The following is a 14,991-nucleotide window of genomic DNA, read 5'->3' as shown; positions in this document are numbered from 1 at the left end:
CCCCATGAGCAACGACAAATACGAACAAGGCCTCAAGATCCGCACTCAGGTGCTGGGCGAGGCTTATGTGCAACGCTCCATCGAGAACGCCGACGACTTCACCCGCCCCTTGCAGGAAATGGTCACCGAATACTGCTGGGGCCATGTCTGGGGTCGAGAGGGTTTGTCCCTCAAGGAACGCAGCATGATTAACCTGGCGATGATCTCGGCGCTCAATCGCCCCCATGAACTCAAGCTGCATGTGCGTGGCGCCTTGCGTAACGGCTTGAGTCGTGAGCAAATACGCGAAATTCTGCTTCAGGTCGGTATCTATTGCGGCGTCCCGGCTGCCGTGGACAGTTTCCGGCTTGCCCGTGAAGCCTTCGCCGAAGCCGACGCCGAGGCCTCCAGTCAACCCTCGGCTGTTTGATCTGAACGTGCACGGATGTTGCCCGTTTGGCATGGACAGCCATATTACAGAGCGGACCCCATGAAACGCCTGCCACTCGACGACAGCTTCAAGGTCAATCGCAACCCCGTTACCCTGCGCGAGATCGTGCTGGATAAGCTGCGAAGCGCCATCATGAACTTCCAGCTTCTGCCAGGCGATCGCCTGGTCGAGCGCGACCTGTGCGATCGCCTGGGCGTGAGCCGCACGTCGGTGCGCGAAGCGTTGCGCCACCTCGAATCCGAAGGCCTGGTGGAATTCGCCGATGCCAAGGGCCCACGGGTGGCGATCATCACCCTGGCCGATGCCGGCGACATCTATGAATTGCGTTGCGTGCTCGAAGGCTTGATCGTCCAGCTCTTCACCCTGCGGGCCAAGGCCAAGGACATCAAGGCCCTGGAAAAAGCCCTCGAGGAAAACCGCAAGGCCCTCAAGGATGGCGAGCTGCAACAAGTCATCGATTCGGTGCAAGGCTTCTACGACGTCTTGCTCGAAGGCTCCGGCAACCATGTCGCCGCCACCCAATTGCGTCAGTTGCAGGCCCGCATCAGTTACTTGCGGGCCACATCGGTGTCCCAGGAAAACCGTCGCGGCAGCAGCAACCAGGAAATGGAACGCATGGTCGAGGCCATCAAGAGCGGCGATCCCCTGGCTGCCCACCAGGCGTGCGTCGACCATGTACGCGCCGCTGCCAAGGTTGCCCTGGAGTACCTCAAGCGCCAGCAGGAAGAAACCGGTGATATCCCTGAAATCACGGCGCCCATCGCCCTGAAAGAACCCCGTATAGGTCGCTGAGATGTTCAGCCCGAGCTTTTGTCCAAAGTGTGGCGGCAGTGACCTGAGTCACCGCCTGCCAGCGGGCGATACCCACCAGCGACTGATGTGCGGCGGCTGCGGCTACATCCATTACGTCAACCCGAAGATCATTGCCGGCTGCATCATCGAGCAGGACGGCAAGTACCTGTTGTGCCAGCGCGCCATCCCACCGCGCCCCGGTACCTGGACATTGCCGGCCGGCTTCATGGAAGGCGGCGAAACCACCGAGGACGCGGCGCTGCGGGAGGTCTGGGAAGAGACCGGCGTGCGCGCGGAAATTGTCTCGCCCTACTCGATCTTCAGTGTGCCGAAGATCAGCGAGGTGTACATCATCTTCCGCGCCACAGCCCTGGAGATCACTGGCCAGTACGGGCCGGAAACCCTCGACTACAAATTCTTCGCCCCCCAGGACATTCCCTGGGACAGCATCTATTACCCGGCCATCCGCCAGATCCTCGAACGTTATATCGAGGAACGCCAGGCCGGGGTCTATGGCATCTACATCGGCAACGACGACAGCGGCAAGATCCATTTCATCCGCTGACAGGCTTCAAGGCGCCACGCCCTCGACGATGATCACCTCGGCCCGTGCCACACCCTCGCGATGTTCCTTCGCCGCCTGATACTGCTCTGAGTGATAACAGGCCAGTGCCTGCTCGTATGAGTCGAACTCGATGACCACGCTGCGTTGTGGCGTAGCCCTGCCCTCCATCGCCTCGCTGCGCCCGCCCCGGGCCAGCATCCGACCACCGTACTGAGCAAACGCCGCTGGCGCCCGCTGGGTGTATTGGCTGTATTGATCGGACTCGGTGACATCCACATGAGCAATCCAGTACGCCTTCATAGTGACCTCTCGGCTTGTTTCGTATTATGGTATACCACAACGACATTCCAGCAAGCCCCCATCCAAACAAAGAGAGCCCGACATGGCCTTTAATAGCATTCAGGAAATCATCGAAGACTATCGCCAGGGCAAGATGGTGTTGCTGGTCGATGACGAGGATCGGGAAAACGAAGGCGACCTACTACTCGCCGCCAACTGCTGCAACGCCCAGGCCATCAGCTTCATGGCCCGCGAAGCCCGTGGGCTGATCTGTCTGACCTTGACCGACGAACATTGCCAGCGCCTGGGCCTGGAGCAGATGGTGCCAAGCAACGGCAGTGCATTCAGCACAGCTTTCACCGTTTCCATCGAGGCCGCCACGGGCGTGACCACCGGTATTTCCGCCGCCGACCGGGCACGCACCGTCGCCGCCGCCGTGGCCGCCGATGCGGGGCCCAGCGATATCGTGCAGCCGGGGCATATCTTCCCATTGCGGGCCAAGGAAGGCGGCGTGCTGACCCGCGCCGGGCACACCGAAGCCGGGTGCGACCTGGCGCGCCTGGCGGGCTTCACACCGGCATCGGTGATCGTCGAAGTGATGAACGACGACGGCACCATGGCCCGCCGCCCGGACCTGGAGATTTTCGCCCGCAAGCACGGGATCAAGATCGGCACTATCGCCGACCTGATCCACTACCGCCTGAGCACCGAGCACACCGTGGTACGCATTGGTGAACGGGAACTGCCCACCGTGCACGGTACCTTCCGCTTGTTCACCTTCGAAGACCGTATCGAAGGCGGCGTACACATGGCGATGGTGATGGGCAACATTCGCCGGGAAGAACCGACCCTGGTGCGGGTGCATGTGATCGACCCGCTGCGGGACCTGGTGGGCGCCGAATATAACGGCCCTTCCAATTGGACGCTGTGGGCGGCCCTGCAACGGGTCGCCGAAGAAGGCAGTGGCGTGGTGGTGGTGCTGGCCAATCACGAGTCGTCCCAGGCGTTGCTCGAGCGTGTACCGCAGTTGACCCAGCCGCCACGACAGTTCAGCCGCTCGCAATCGCGCATCTATTCTGAAGTGGGCACCGGAGCGCAGATTCTCCAGGACCTGGGCGTCGGCAAGTTGCGACACCTGGGCCCGCCGCTCAAGTACGCGGGGTTGACCGGGTATGACCTGGAGGTGGTGGAAAGTATTCCCTTCACCGGATAAACCCGAGGCAACACACAACGCCTTGTGGGAGCGAGCCTGCTCGCTCCCACAAAAGATCGCGAAAAACCCGGCCGGACAGATAGCCGGTACGGCAAAATGCTTGCAGAAAGCTTGGAATACCATAATATGATATTCCATAGACCGAACACTTCAGCCAAGTGCCCCTCGACAGGGAAAGCACAAACAAAAGCCCTTGGCTCGGTCGCCTTTAAGGCCAGATGGACCTACTGCTCCCGATAGGCGGGCAACAAAAGCCCGCTCAAAAACACAACAATGAGGGCGTGAAAATGGTGTTGAAGAAAAGTGCAGCCGCAGTACTGTTCGCAGGTTTGCTGGCCACAGTCAGTCATGTGGCAATGGCGGCGGAAAGCGTCAACTTCGTCAGTTGGGGCGGCAGCACCCAGGACGCGCAGAAACAGGCCTGGGCCGACCCGTTCAGCAAGGCCAGCGGCATCACCGTGGTCCAGGATGGCCCGACTGACTACGGCAAGCTCAAGGCCATGGTCGAAAGCGGTAACGTGCAATGGGACGTGGTCGACGTCGAGGCGGACTTCGCCTTGCGCGCCGCCGCTGAAGGTCTGCTCGAGCCCCTGGACTTCTCGGTCATCCAGCGCGACAAGATCGACCCACGCTTCGTCTCCGATCACGGCGTCGGTTCGTTCTATTTTTCGTTCGTCCTCGGCTACAACGAAGGCAAGCTCGGTTCCGGCAAGCCCCAGGACTGGAGCGCACTGTTCGACACAAAGACCTACCCCGGCAAACGCGCCCTGTACAAATGGCCAAGCCCTGGCGTGCTTGAGCTGGCCTTGCTGGCCGACGGCGTAACGGCCGACAAGCTCTACCCGCTGGACCTGGACCGCGCCTTCAAAAAACTCGACACCATCAAGAAAGACATTGTCTGGTGGGGCGGCGGTGCCCAGTCCCAGCAGTTGCTCGCCTCCGGCGAAGCCAGCATCGGGCAGTTCTGGAACGGGCGCATCTATGCCTTGCAACAGGATGGCGCTCCCGTCGGCGTAAGCTGGAAGCAGAACCTGGTCATGGCCGACATCCTGGTCATTCCAAAGGGTTCGAAGAACAAGGCCGCGGCCATGAAGTTCCTGGCCCACGCCAGCAGCGCCAAGGGTCAGGCCGATTTTTCCAACCTGACCGCCTATGCCCCGGTCAACGTCGACAGCGTCGCACGCCTGGATTCGGTGCTCGCTCCCAACCTGCCGACCGCCTACGCCAAGGACCAGATCACACTTGATTTCGCGTACTGGGCCAAGAACGGTCAGGACATCGCGACACGGTGGAACGAATGGCTGGTCAAATGAAAATAGCGGCACCGGCAACCCAGCACACCGCTGGCGCTGCCGGTGTGACAATCGCCAAGACCGTTGCCCCGCAAACCCCGTCGCTGGCCCAGCGCTGGCGCGGGAGCGGCAATCTGCTTCCCGCCCTGCTGTTCCTCGGACTGTTCTTCCTGGCGCCGCTGATTGGCCTGTTGTTGCGCGGCGTACTGGAACCGGTGCCCGGCCTGGGTAATTACGAGCAACTGTTCGCCAACTCGGCCTATGCCCGGGTGTTGTTCAACACCTTTTCGGTGGCCGGGCTGGTGACGCTGTTCAGCCTGCTGCTGGGTTTCCCCCTGGCCTGGGCCATCACCCTGGTGCCTCGTGGCTGGGGCCGTTGGATGCTGAACATCGTGCTGCTGTCGATGTGGACCAGCCTGCTGGCCCGCACCTACTCCTGGCTGGTGTTGCTGCAAGCCTCCGGGGTGATCAACAAGGCGTTGATGGCCATGGGCATCATCGACCAACCGTTGGAGATGGTGCACAACCTCACCGGCGTGGTGATCGGCATGAGCTACATCATGATCCCGTTCATCGTCCTGCCGTTGCAGGCAACCATGCAGGCCATCGACCCGATGATCCTGCAGGCCGGCTCCATCTGTGGCGCCAGCCCCTGGACCAACTTCTTCCGGGTGTTCCTGCCCCTGTGCCGACCGGGGCTGTTCTCCGGCGGGCTGATGGTGTTCGTGATGTCCCTCGGTTACTACGTGACCCCGGCACTGCTGGGCGGCGCGCAGAACATGATGCTGCCGGAATTCATCATCCAGCAGGTGCAGTCGTTCCTCAATTGGGGCCTGGCCAGTGCCGGCGCCGCCTTGTTGGTGGCGATCACCCTGGTGCTGTTCTACTTCTACCTGAAGCTCCAGCCGGAATCCCCGGTAGGTGCCAGCAACGCGAGGTAAGCCGTCATGCTCCTGACTCCCAATGCCATGAGCCGGCGCATGCGGTTCGGGCTGTACTTCACCACTGGCCTGATCGCGCTGTTCCTGCTGTTGCCGATCGTGTTCATCGTGCTGCTGTCGTTCGGTTCGTCCCAGTGGCTGGTGTTCCCGCCACCGGGCTGGACCTTGAAATGGTACGGCCAGTTCTTCTCCAACCCCGACTGGATGAGCGCGGCCCTGACCAGCCTCAAGGTCGCGGTACTGACCACCGTCTGCGCCGTGGCGCTGGGTTTGCCGACCGCGTTTGCCCTGGTCCGCGGGCGCTTTCCCGGTCGGGAAATGCTCTATGGCCTGTTCACCCTGCCGATGATCGTGCCGCTGGTGATCATCGCGGTGGCGGTGTACGCGTTGTTCCTGAAACTGGGTTACACCGGGACGATGTTCGCGTTCGTGGTCAGTCACGTAATCGTCGCACTGCCCTTCACCATTATCTCGATCATCAACTCGCTCAAGCTGTTCGACCAATCCATCGAGGATGCTGCGGTGATCTGCGGCGCCTCACGCCTGCAAGCAGTGTTCAAGGTGACCTTTCCGGCGATTCGCCCCGGCATGGTCGCCGGCGCCTTGTTCGCCTTCCTGGTGTCGTGGGACGAGGTGGTGCTGAGCGTGATGATGGCCAGCCCGACTCTGCAAACCCTGCCAGTAAAAATGTGGACCACCCTGCGCCAGGACCTGACGCCCGTGATCGCCGTCGCTTCGACGCTGCTGATCGGCCTCTCGGTGTTGGTGATGGTGATCGCCGCCGCCCTGCGCCGGCGCAATGAAATCAGGGCCTGAGCGCCTAGGAGAATACGATGAGTGCCGTCAAAGACCCCGCACAACAGCACAACAAGACCCTGGTCAGCCTGCGCAACCTGAACAAGCACTACGGCGACTTTGCCGCCGTGGACGACATCTCCCTGGACATCCAGGACGGTGAATTCCTGACCTTCCTCGGCTCCAGCGGCTCGGGCAAGAGCACCACGCTGTCGATGCTGGCCGGGTTTGAAACGCCCAGCAGCGGCGAAATCCTGGTGGGAGGCAAATCCCTGGTCAACGTGCCACCGCACAAACGCGACATCGGCATGGTGTTCCAGCGTTACTCACTGTTCCCGCACCTGTCGGTGCGCGACAACATCGCCTTTCCCCTGGCGATTCGCAAACTGGCCAGCGCGGAACGCGAGCGCCGGGTCGATGCCATGCTCAAGCTGGTGCAACTGGGCGAGTTCGCCCATCGGCGTCCTTCGCAACTCTCTGGCGGCCAACAACAGCGTGTGGCGATCGCCCGGGCACTGGTCTATGAACCACGCATTCTGCTGATGGATGAACCACTCGGCGCCCTGGATAAAAAACTCCGCGAAGACCTGCAGGACGAACTGCGCCAATTGCATCGGCGCCTGGGCATCACCATCGTCTACGTCACCCATGACCAGGAAGAAGCCATGCGCCTGTCCCAGCGCATCGCCATTTTCAGCCACGGCAAGATCGTCGGCCTGGGCAGTGGCTATGACCTCTACCAGAACCCACCGAACGCGTTCGTGGCCTCGTTCCTGGGCAATTCCAACTTCCTCAAGCTCAAGGCCCAGGGCAACGCGGTAGCGTCCTTCGAAGGCCAGCCACTGTCTATCCGCCTGACCGCTGGCCTGCAAATCGAGCAGGACGTGCTGCTGATGGTGCGCCCGGAAAAAGCCCTCGCCTTGAGCGTCGAGCAAGCCGGCCAGGAACCCTTGGCGGCTGGCTGGAATGAAGTCTCGGCCAAGGTCGTCGAAGTGCTGTTCCTTGGTGAAAGCCAGACCTGCAGCGTGGTGACCTCGGGCGGAACCTCGATGACCGTCAAGGCGCTGTCCGCCGCCGGCATGCCGCTCAAGGCCGGCGACCCGGTGCGTGTGCGCTGGGCCACCGCCGATGCCTGCGTCTACACCCAATGGGCCGAGAGCGACCTGAACAAAGCCGCAGGTGCCCATTGATGAACATTGCGCGCCCACAACCGATAAAGCCCGAGGATCGTCCGATGATCGATGCCAGTGTCTACAAACAAGTCATGGGCTCGTTCCCGTCCGGGGTGACGGTGATCACCACGCTCGATGACGATGGGCAGATCGTCGGCCTCACCGCCAGCGCGTTCAGTTCGTTGTCGATGGACCCGGCCCTGGTGCTGTTCTGCCCCAACTACAGTTCCGACTCTTACCCGGTGCTGATCAAGAACCGCCGCTTCGCCATCCACGTGCTCTCCGGCGGTCAGCAGAACGAAGCCTATGCCTTCGCGCGCAAAGGCAAGGACAAGGCCCAGGGCATCGAATGGACCCTGAGCGAGCTGGGCAACCCGTTGCTGAGTAACGCCACCGCCATCATCGAATGCGAACTGTGGCGAGAATACGAAGGCGGCGACCACGCCATCATGGTCGGTGCCGTGAAGAATCTGATCGTGCCGCAACACACACCGGGGCCGCTGGTTTATTGCCACGGCAAGATGGGCGCCCTGCCCGTCCTCGCCTGAACCGATCGCCAACAACAAGAGAAAGCGCCATGAAATTTTCCCTGTTCGTACACATGGAGCGCTGGGACGAAAGCGTCAGCCATCGCCAGTTGTTCGAAGACCTGACCGAGCTGACCCTGCTGGCAGAGGCTGGCGGTTTCAGCACTGTGTGGATCGGCGAACACCACGCCATGGAATACACCATCTCGCCAAGCCCGATGCCGCTGCTGGCGTACCTGGCCGGCAAAACCACCACTATCCACCTGGGCGCGGGTACCATCATCGCGCCGTTCTGGCACCCGCTGCGGGTGGCCGGCGAATGCGCGCTGCTGGACGTGATCAGCAATGGCCGTATGGAAGTGGGCCTGGCCCGGGGCGCCTATCAAGTGGAGTTCGACCGCATGGCCGGCGGCATGCCGGCATCCTCCGGCGGCCAGGCGCTGCGGGAAATGGTCCCGGTGGTGCGCGCCCTGTGGCAAGGCGACTACGCCCACGATGGCGAGATCTGGAAATTCCCCACCTCCACCAGCGTGCCCAAGCCGATCCGCAAACCCTACCCACCGATGTGGATCGCCGCCCGCGACCCGGACTCCCACAACTTCGCCGTCGCCAATGGCTGCAACGTGATGGTCACGCCGTTGATGAAGGGCGATGAGGAAGTCCTGGACCTGAAGAACAAGTTCCAGGCCGCCCTGGACAACAACCCCGACGTGCCACGCCCGCAATTGATGGTACTGCGTCACACCCACGTGCATGCGGTGGATGATCCCGAAGGCTGGAAGGTTGGTGCCCAGGCGATCTCCAGGTTCTATCGCACCTTCGATGCCTGGTTCGGCAACAAGCAAGTACCGGTCAACGGTTTCCTCGCGCCAAGCCCGGAAGAAAAGTTCGCCGAGCGTCCGGAGTTCCAGCTGGAGAACATCCGCAAGAACACCATGATCGGCACGCCGCAGGAAATCATCGAACGCATCAAGTACTACCAGGAACTGGGAGTGGATGAGTTCAGCTTCTGGTGCGACAACAGTCTGCCCCATGCCGAGAAGAAGAAATCCCTGGAGTTGTTCATCCAGCAGGTGGTGCCGGTGTTTCGCTGATCGGTTATCTGGCCATCGCGAGCGGGCTCGCGATGGCCAGATAACTGAAACATAAGTGTCAAAAGTGACAATTGCCCCCACTACCCCGCCGCCGCTCCGCAAACCCCTGTTAACGGCTCGCAAAGCCACATAACGTACCGCGCAAACGGATCAACTCTGATTAAGGATGATGCGCGTGGGGGTTTATCGGTTGCTGTTGGCCCTGCTGGTGGCGGTTTCGCATATGGGCGTGACGTTCATGGGGTTCAACCCCGGCGTCGTTGCCGTGGTGTCCTTCCTGATCATCAGCGGTTTTGTGATGACCTCGTTGATCGAGAGAACCTACAACACCCCGGGGCAAATCGGCCTGTTCTACATGGATCGACTGCTGAGGCTGTACCCGCAGTTTTTGGTGTACTTCGTCCTGTCCTGCGCGGTGATCCATTTCCTGCTGCCGGGAACACCCCAGGCAGCAGCGCTGACCCTCGAAAACATCACCACCAGCCTGCCGATCGTGCCATTGGGTTTCTACATGTTCGGCATCACCGTGCCCGAAATCCTGCCACCCGGTTGGTCGCTGGGCCTGGAAATGTGTTTTTACCTGCTGATCCCGTTCCTGATCCTCTACAAGGCGCGGGGTATTGCTTTTGCGGTGTCCGTGACGGTGTTCATGCTCGCCTCGCTGGGCTACCTCGACACCGACATCTACGGCTATCGCCTGCTGCCCGGTGTGCTGTTCATTTTTCTTTGCGGCAGCTACCTGTATCGGGTCCGGGCCAAGGGGCTGTGGATCGTGTCCGTCACCCTGCTCGTTGCCGCGTTGATGTTCCTGAGCATTGTCGTGGGGATCATTCCCCGTCGGCCTTTCAACGCCGAGGTGACCCTGGGCATCGCCCTGGGCCTGCCGGCGGTGTTTTTGCTCAGCAAGCTGAAGCATCACCGACTGGATGAGTTCCTGGGCAATATCAGCTACGGCGTGTTCCTCAACCACTTTGTGGTGATGTACGTGTTGCGGGCATTCTGGCCGGTCGAATACAGCGCCCTGATCATCACCGCGGTGCTGGTGCTGTCGTTCGCGTTGAGTGGCGTGTCGTACTACGGGGTCGAGCGGCCGGCGCTGAAGCTTCGTCATGCTCTCAGGTCGGGCGTTAAATCCGCAGCCACACAGGCTCCCGTTGGCAGCACGGTGGCTTAGTCTCTGACCGCCGTACAAAAAATGCCCGGGACGCAGGTCCCGGGCATTTTGTGTTTCAGTGCGGCGGAATCAGAACGTCACGCTGGCGCTCAGCTTGGCGGTACGCGGCTCGCCGACGTTGACTTGCAACTGGCTGCCGGTGGAGGACGGGTAGTACTGCTTGTCGAACAGGTTGTCCACGTTCAGTTGCAGGGAGGTCTTGTGCCCGAATACCGGCGACTCCCAACGCAGGAAGGCGTCGGCGACGGTATAGCTGCTCAGCCAGAAATCGTTGGCGTTGTTGGCGGCGCGTTCACCGACGTAGCGCGCACCGGCACCGGCGTGCCAGGCGCCGAATTCGGCAGGTACGTTCAAGTGGTGGCTCAAGTACAGGCTGGCGGTGTGCTTGGGTGCGTCAGCGAGGCGATGGCCTTCATCATCCGGATCGTCGAGGATTTCCGTGTGGGTGTAGGCGTAGGTGCCAATCAGGTCCCAACGCTCGGACAGGCGACCGGTGATGTCCAGTTCCAGGCCTTGGGAACCGACTTTGCCGGCGGCTTCCGACAGGGTCACGCCATTGACCGTAGAGGACGTCACGACGTTTTTCTTGACGATGTCGAACAACGCGAGGTTGATGTTCAAGCCTGGGAGCGGATCGTACTTGGCACCGATCTCATAGCTGCGGCCCTCCTCCGGATCGAAGGTCTTGCCGGCGTCGTCCACGGTGTCATTGGGCTTGAACGAACGGCTGTAGTTACCGTACAGCGACAAAGTGTCGGTGGCTTTGTAAACCAGGCCGAGGAATGGTACGAAGGCGTCACCGTTGTCATCGCGATTGACTTCGTAGTTACTACCAAGCCCCTGGTCGCTGTATTGATCGTAATGCTGATAACGACCGCCCAATACCAAAATCCAGCGATCGTCGAGATGCCAGTTGTCCTTCAAATAGACAGAGCTGGAGTTCAACTGGTTGCGCAGATCGCTTTGAGTTGGACTGATCACACTGGGCTCAGCCAGACCGCCATAAACCGGCGATGTGATATCGAAACCAGCCTGAGCCTTTCCACGGTAAGTCTTGCCACGGAATTGATCAGAAACCTGATTATCAACGCCAATCAACAAATCATGACGTTGGCCTAGCGGCTCTTGCTTGCCTATGAAATCCCAACTGGCATAACGGGTTTCATCGTCGTAGTGAGCACCGTTGGCAGCCCGTTGAAAAACACCGGTTTTTGACAGGCTCGGCTGCGCAATAGAAAGGCTGTACCGATCATTGTTCCAACCATAAGTCACACGGGTCTTCCACGCCTCACTCAACTCATATTCGAACCGCGCCGTAGCCGTCTCGCGAATCCCCACGCTCTTGGCCCAAGGCTCATCCAGGCGCTTGTCATAATCGATATCGGCCGGATGCCCGTTGGTGAACACCGTACCCCGGTCAAACGGATTGGAATATTCGTTGTATTCATAACTCAAATTCAACGAAGCCCGCTCCCCTGTCCAAGCCAAGGACGGCGCCACCAGCGTGCTCTCGTTGACGCCGTAGTTGCGCCAGTAATCCTCATGCCCGCGTTCGGCAATCAGGCGATACGCCAGGCCGGTATCGCCCAACGGTCCGGTGGTATCCAGGGCCATGGTGCCGCCACCTTCGCTGTAGGCCGAACCGCTCAAGGTGGTGCTCTGGGTGTACTCCGGCTTTTTGCTGATGACGTTGACCAAGCCACCGGGTTCCAGCGCGCCGTACAGCATCGAGGCCGGACCCTTGAGCACTTCGACTCGCTCGGTGGTGGCACTGAAGTTGTGCCCCAGGTTCGAACGCACGCCGTCGCGCAGGATCGAGCCATCGTCGTTGGTACCGAAACCACGCTTGACCAGCGAGTCCCGCGAGCCACCCAGGGTATTGCCCTGGCTGACACCGCTGACGAACTTCATCGCGTCGTTCAGCGAGCGCACCTGGTAGTCCGCCAAGGTCTGCTGGGTTACCACATTGATCGACTGCGCTTCTTCCTTGATCGGTACATCGCTCTTGCTCGCCGTACTGGCTTGCGACGTCGTATAGCCCTCGTCCTGAGTGACGCGACTGCCCTGGATGTCCGTGGCGGGCAGCTCGAGAGAGTCCTGCGCCCACAATGGGCTTGCAATGAAGCAGCAGGACAAGGTTGGCAATACACACTTGATGAAGACATTGCGATTTGCGAGGGGGGTGGAACGATTCAAGACGCGCACTCTGGAAGGGACGTTAATGAGAGCAAATATACTTTGAGAATCATTCCCAGTAAATCTTTTGTATCAAATGTAATTCCCCAAACCCTGTGTGAACGGGCTTGACCTCACAGGGTGATATCAAATAGCCCTATTGTCCTAAAGCTTTTGCGCTCGCGGTCGAATGTATTCCATTGAGAGATTTTTTTGCCCAGGAGCGGTGGCATGCAGACGTTGAAGGCCTTGTACGAGTCTATCGAGATGCAATTTTTCGATACGCTCACCAAAAAGCTGTCGAGCCTTTTCCTGCTGGTGCTGGTCAGTGGCTTGCTGTACTGGGTGGCCCTCAGCGCCCGTGCCGAGATTCTGCTGCAACTACACAACGCGCAGCTGGACGGCGCCTTGCTGGAGCAGATCGAAGGTCGGCTCGATAGCCTGACCCATGCCCTGCTCTTCGGCGCGGTCCTGACGCTGGGCATGATCAGCTTCATGGTCTGGTATTTCCGCCACCTCATCGTGCGCCCTGTCACCGCCATGACCAAGGCCCTGGAAGAGATCGCCAACGGCGAAGGCGACTTGTCCAAGGACCTGCCGCTGGTGACCCACGACGAGATTCGCGTGCTGGCCGGCACCTGTAACCGTTTCCTGGCCAAGCAGCGGGAAATCATCAGCAACGTCCAGGCGCTGACCGTACACATCGCCGTAGAGTCGGCCCGCTCGCTGAAGAACATCAGCGACTCCAGCGACAGCGCCACCCACCAGGCCCGCTTCGCCAAGGAAGTGATGGACCAGAGCAACACCGCCGTGGGCCGCATCGAAGAAGTCTCGCGCCAGACCCAGGGCATCTCCAGCACCACCGCCCAGAACCTGAGCATGGCCCGCGACTCTTACGCCGAGCTGCTGGAAGTGACCGGCAACATCAGTGAAATCTCCAACAGCCTCGGTGAATTCGCCACCCTGGTGAGCGCCCTGAACCAGCGTTCCTCGAGCATCAAGTCGATCGTCGGGTTGATCCAGCAGATCTCCGCCCAGACCAACCTGCTGGCCCTCAATGCCGCCATCGAAGCGGCCCGGGCCGGCGAAAGCGGTCGTGGCTTCGCGGTGGTGGCCGATGAAGTGCGCACCTTGGCCCAGAACGTCAGTCGGGCCACCGACGATATCTCGCGCAACATCGACGCCATGCTCGAGGAAGTCAGCTCCACCCACGAGCAAACCACGCAGATCAGCCACAGCGCCCGGGAAACCCAGAAAGTGGTGGAACGTGCCTCCGGCCATTTCGAAAGCATGATCGGCGATTTCGAATCCACCAACGGCAAGCTGGCGGACATCGCCACCCATATCCAAGAGTTCGCCGACAGCAACACGGGGATCAACGACCGGGTCACCCAGATCCACGCCGACAGCCAGTTGATCGACCAGCGCATGCAGCATTCGGCGACGGCCACCCGCGACCTGTCCGGCGTGGCCGAAAAGGTCCAGGCGTTGCTGGGTCGCTTCGTGCTCGGCCACGGCAAGCTGGACGCTGCCATTACCCGCGCCAGCGAGTGCCGCGATAACTTGCAGGTTCGTCTGGAAGCCCTGCAAGGCGAAGGCCTGAACCTGTTCGATCAGAATTACCAGCTAATTCCCGGCACCGATCCCAAGCAGTATATGGCCAGCTATACCGAACGCTTTGCCCAGGTCTGCCAGGAAGAATGCGACAAACTCACCCGCAGCACGCCGGGTGGCAAGGTTTCGTTCATTGTCGACAGCAAAGGCTATTGCCCGGTGAACAACAGCTGGGTCTCGAAGCCGCCGACCGGCGACCGGACGGTGGATTTGCCAGTGTGCCGCAACAAGCGGATCTTCAACGACCCGATCGGCCTGCGCGCGGCGGGCAACGTCCAGCGCTTCCTGCTACAGACCTACCTGCGCGATACCGGGGAAATCATGACCGAGATCGACGTCCCGTTCTTCTTCGGCGGCCGCCATTGGGGCAATCTGCGAGTGGGGTTCGATGCGGCGGTGTTGCTGGCGGAGTGATGGTGCGGTAGCACGACTCCTGCTCCGCCCACAAGGGTTCTGTGGTGCATGCAAATCCTGAGACCACCTCAAAACAACTGTGGGAGCGAGCCTGCTCGCGATCGCGGTGGGTCAGCCGCATGATCTGCTAACTGACACTACGCCTTCGCGAGCAAGCCCGCTCCCACAGGGGGGTTACCTCAATCCAAGCGATGCTTCAGCAGCACTTGGGCCCACCCTTGCCGCCGTAACGGGCCTCCTGGCGTTCGCGAAAGAACGCCTCGTAGTCCATCAACGGCTTGTCCGGGTGTTTGGTCTGCATGTGCTCGACGTAGTTGTCGTAGTCGGGCATGCCGACCATCAGGCGGGCGGCCTGACCGAGGTATTTACCCAGGCGACTCAAGTCATTGAACATCGTTGCAATCCTCTCAAGCGTCCGGCAGTGCCTGGAATGGCGCTTCTTTGTCCGTGCGTTCCTTGGTGCCCCAGGCGGCGATGCCGACCTTGAGCGCGTAGAACAGGATGCTGAAGACCA

16 protein-coding genes are annotated in these 14,991 nt (G+C 60.6%); 12 read left to right on the top strand and 4 right to left on the bottom strand.

Annotated elements, in window-relative coordinates:
* Positions 1 to 4: 4 nt before the first annotated feature.
* Genes DTP52_RS22580 through DTP52_RS22570 form a run of 3 tightly spaced genes read left to right on the top strand, consistent with a single transcriptional unit; the run spans position 5 to position 1,787 of the window.
* Positions 5 to 409 (top strand): carboxymuconolactone decarboxylase family protein, encoded by a 405-nt coding sequence (locus DTP52_RS22580; RefSeq protein ID WP_109755321.1) that lies wholly within the window; start codon positions 5 to 7, stop codon positions 407 to 409.
* Between the two features lie 60 nt (positions 410 to 469).
* Positions 470 to 1,222: a GntR family transcriptional regulator gene (locus DTP52_RS22575; protein WP_109755320.1), complete on the top strand. Its 753-nt coding sequence runs from the start codon at positions 470 to 472 to the stop codon at positions 1,220 to 1,222.
* A gap of 1 nt (position 1,223) precedes the next feature.
* The gene (locus DTP52_RS22570) at positions 1,224 to 1,787 is read left to right on the top strand and encodes an NUDIX hydrolase (protein WP_109755319.1); all 564 of its coding nucleotides are present in this window, start codon (positions 1,224 to 1,226) and stop codon (positions 1,785 to 1,787) included.
* A gap of 6 nt (positions 1,788 to 1,793) precedes the next feature.
* On the opposite strand, the gene DTP52_RS22565 is transcribed toward DTP52_RS22570, so the two are convergent.
* Complete coding sequence (locus tag DTP52_RS22565) at positions 1,794 to 2,087, bottom strand: DUF1330 domain-containing protein (RefSeq protein WP_109755318.1); 294 nt, start codon at positions 2,085 to 2,087, stop codon at positions 1,794 to 1,796.
* Positions 2,088 to 2,169: 82 nt separating this feature from the next.
* Between DTP52_RS22565 and ribBA the strand changes: the two genes are divergently transcribed.
* The 8 genes from ribBA (at position 2,170) to DTP52_RS22525 (ending at position 10,274) form a co-directional block, all read left to right on the top strand.
* On the top strand, positions 2,170 to 3,279 hold the full coding sequence (ribBA, locus tag DTP52_RS22560) for a bifunctional 3,4-dihydroxy-2-butanone-4-phosphate synthase/GTP cyclohydrolase II (protein WP_109755317.1): 1,110 nt from the start codon (positions 2,170 to 2,172) through the stop codon (positions 3,277 to 3,279).
* Positions 3,280 to 3,566: 287 nt separating this feature from the next.
* A complete protein-coding gene (locus DTP52_RS22555; protein WP_109755316.1) occupies positions 3,567 to 4,592 on the top strand; it encodes an ABC transporter substrate-binding protein in 1,026 nt (341 codons plus the stop codon).
* A complete protein-coding gene (locus DTP52_RS22550; RefSeq protein WP_178082500.1) occupies positions 4,589 to 5,512 on the top strand; it encodes an ABC transporter permease in 924 nt (307 codons plus the stop codon). Before DTP52_RS22555 ends, DTP52_RS22550 begins: the two co-directional genes overlap by 4 nt.
* 6 nt (positions 5,513 to 5,518) lie before the next feature.
* The gene (locus DTP52_RS22545) at positions 5,519 to 6,328 is read left to right on the top strand and encodes an ABC transporter permease (protein WP_109755314.1); all 810 of its coding nucleotides are present in this window, start codon (positions 5,519 to 5,521) and stop codon (positions 6,326 to 6,328) included.
* 17 nt (positions 6,329 to 6,345) lie between these two features.
* Positions 6,346 to 7,497, top strand: coding sequence for an ABC transporter ATP-binding protein (locus DTP52_RS22540; protein ID WP_109755313.1), 1,152 nt, complete (start codon positions 6,346 to 6,348; stop codon positions 7,495 to 7,497).
* A gap of 44 nt (positions 7,498 to 7,541) precedes the next feature.
* Positions 7,542 to 8,027 carry a flavin reductase family protein gene (locus DTP52_RS22535; protein WP_109755462.1) on the top strand — a complete coding sequence of 162 codons (486 nt, stop codon included), beginning with the start codon at positions 7,542 to 7,544 and terminating at the stop codon, positions 8,025 to 8,027.
* A gap of 29 nt (positions 8,028 to 8,056) precedes the next feature.
* Complete coding sequence (locus tag DTP52_RS22530; protein ID WP_109755312.1) at positions 8,057 to 9,100, top strand: LLM class flavin-dependent oxidoreductase; 1,044 nt, start codon at positions 8,057 to 8,059, stop codon at positions 9,098 to 9,100.
* A 175-nt stretch (positions 9,101 to 9,275) separates the two neighbouring features.
* The gene (locus DTP52_RS22525) at positions 9,276 to 10,274 is read left to right on the top strand and encodes an acyltransferase (RefSeq protein WP_109755461.1); all 999 of its coding nucleotides are present in this window, start codon (positions 9,276 to 9,278) and stop codon (positions 10,272 to 10,274) included.
* A gap of 69 nt (positions 10,275 to 10,343) precedes the next feature.
* Here the strand turns inward: DTP52_RS22525 and DTP52_RS22520 are convergent, their stop codons facing one another.
* Positions 10,344 to 12,470 (bottom strand): TonB-dependent siderophore receptor, encoded by a 2,127-nt coding sequence (locus tag DTP52_RS22520; RefSeq protein ID WP_109755311.1) that lies wholly within the window; start codon positions 12,468 to 12,470, stop codon positions 10,344 to 10,346.
* Between the two features lie 210 nt (positions 12,471 to 12,680).
* On the opposite strand from DTP52_RS22520, the gene DTP52_RS22515 reads away from it, so the two are divergent.
* The gene (locus DTP52_RS22515; RefSeq protein WP_109755310.1) at positions 12,681 to 14,477 is read left to right on the top strand and encodes a methyl-accepting chemotaxis protein; all 1,797 of its coding nucleotides are present in this window, start codon (positions 12,681 to 12,683) and stop codon (positions 14,475 to 14,477) included.
* Between the two features lie 196 nt (positions 14,478 to 14,673).
* Here DTP52_RS22515 and DTP52_RS22505 read toward each other — a convergent pair whose 3' ends face one another.
* Together DTP52_RS22505 and DTP52_RS31715 are read right to left on the bottom strand one after the other, a co-directional pair.
* The gene (locus DTP52_RS22505) at positions 14,674 to 14,871 is read right to left on the bottom strand and encodes a YbdD/YjiX family protein (protein WP_003201656.1); all 198 of its coding nucleotides are present in this window, start codon (positions 14,869 to 14,871) and stop codon (positions 14,674 to 14,676) included.
* A 13-nt stretch (positions 14,872 to 14,884) separates the two neighbouring features.
* Positions 14,885 to 14,991, bottom strand: a 107-nt coding sequence (locus tag DTP52_RS31715) for a hypothetical protein (protein ID WP_371925627.1), incomplete at its 5' end; no start/stop codon positions are given.

It is taken from the genome of Pseudomonas sp. 43mfcvi1.1 (genome assembly GCF_900115935.1).
Taxonomy (GTDB): Bacteria; Pseudomonadota; Gammaproteobacteria; order Pseudomonadales; family Pseudomonadaceae; genus Aquipseudomonas; species Aquipseudomonas bijieensis.
This window is presented reverse-complemented; position numbering and strand designations above follow the sequence as displayed.

Bases quoted from the DNA above. Each gene is read 5' to 3' on its own strand.
- DTP52_RS22530 (WP_109755312.1), top strand. From the start codon at position 8,057: ATGAAATTTTCCCTGTTCGTACACATGGAGCGCTGGGACGAAAGCGTC.
- DTP52_RS22545 (WP_109755314.1), top strand. From the start codon at position 5,519: ATGCTCCTGACTCCCAATGCCATGAGCCGGCGCATGCGGTTCGGGCTG.
- ribBA (WP_109755317.1), top strand. From the start codon at position 2,170: ATGGCCTTTAATAGCATTCAGGAAATCATCGAAGACTATCGCCAGGGC.
- DTP52_RS22550 (WP_178082500.1), top strand. From the start codon at position 4,589: ATGAAAATAGCGGCACCGGCAACCCAGCACACCGCTGGCGCTGCCGGT.
- DTP52_RS22580 (WP_109755321.1), top strand. From the start codon at position 5: ATGAGCAACGACAAATACGAACAAGGCCTCAAGATCCGCACTCAGGTG.
- DTP52_RS22575 (WP_109755320.1), top strand. From the start codon at position 470: ATGAAACGCCTGCCACTCGACGACAGCTTCAAGGTCAATCGCAACCCC.
- DTP52_RS22515 (WP_109755310.1), top strand. From the start codon at position 12,681: ATGCAGACGTTGAAGGCCTTGTACGAGTCTATCGAGATGCAATTTTTC.
- DTP52_RS22570 (WP_109755319.1), top strand. From the start codon at position 1,224: ATGTTCAGCCCGAGCTTTTGTCCAAAGTGTGGCGGCAGTGACCTGAGT.
- DTP52_RS22555 (WP_109755316.1), top strand. From the start codon at position 3,567: ATGGTGTTGAAGAAAAGTGCAGCCGCAGTACTGTTCGCAGGTTTGCTG.
- DTP52_RS22505 (WP_003201656.1), bottom strand. From the start codon at position 14,871: ATGTTCAATGACTTGAGTCGCCTGGGTAAATACCTCGGTCAGGCCGCC.
- DTP52_RS22540 (WP_109755313.1), top strand. From the start codon at position 6,346: ATGAGTGCCGTCAAAGACCCCGCACAACAGCACAACAAGACCCTGGTC.
- DTP52_RS22535 (WP_109755462.1), top strand. From the start codon at position 7,542: ATGATCGATGCCAGTGTCTACAAACAAGTCATGGGCTCGTTCCCGTCC.
- DTP52_RS22565 (WP_109755318.1), bottom strand. From the start codon at position 2,087: ATGAAGGCGTACTGGATTGCTCATGTGGATGTCACCGAGTCCGATCAA.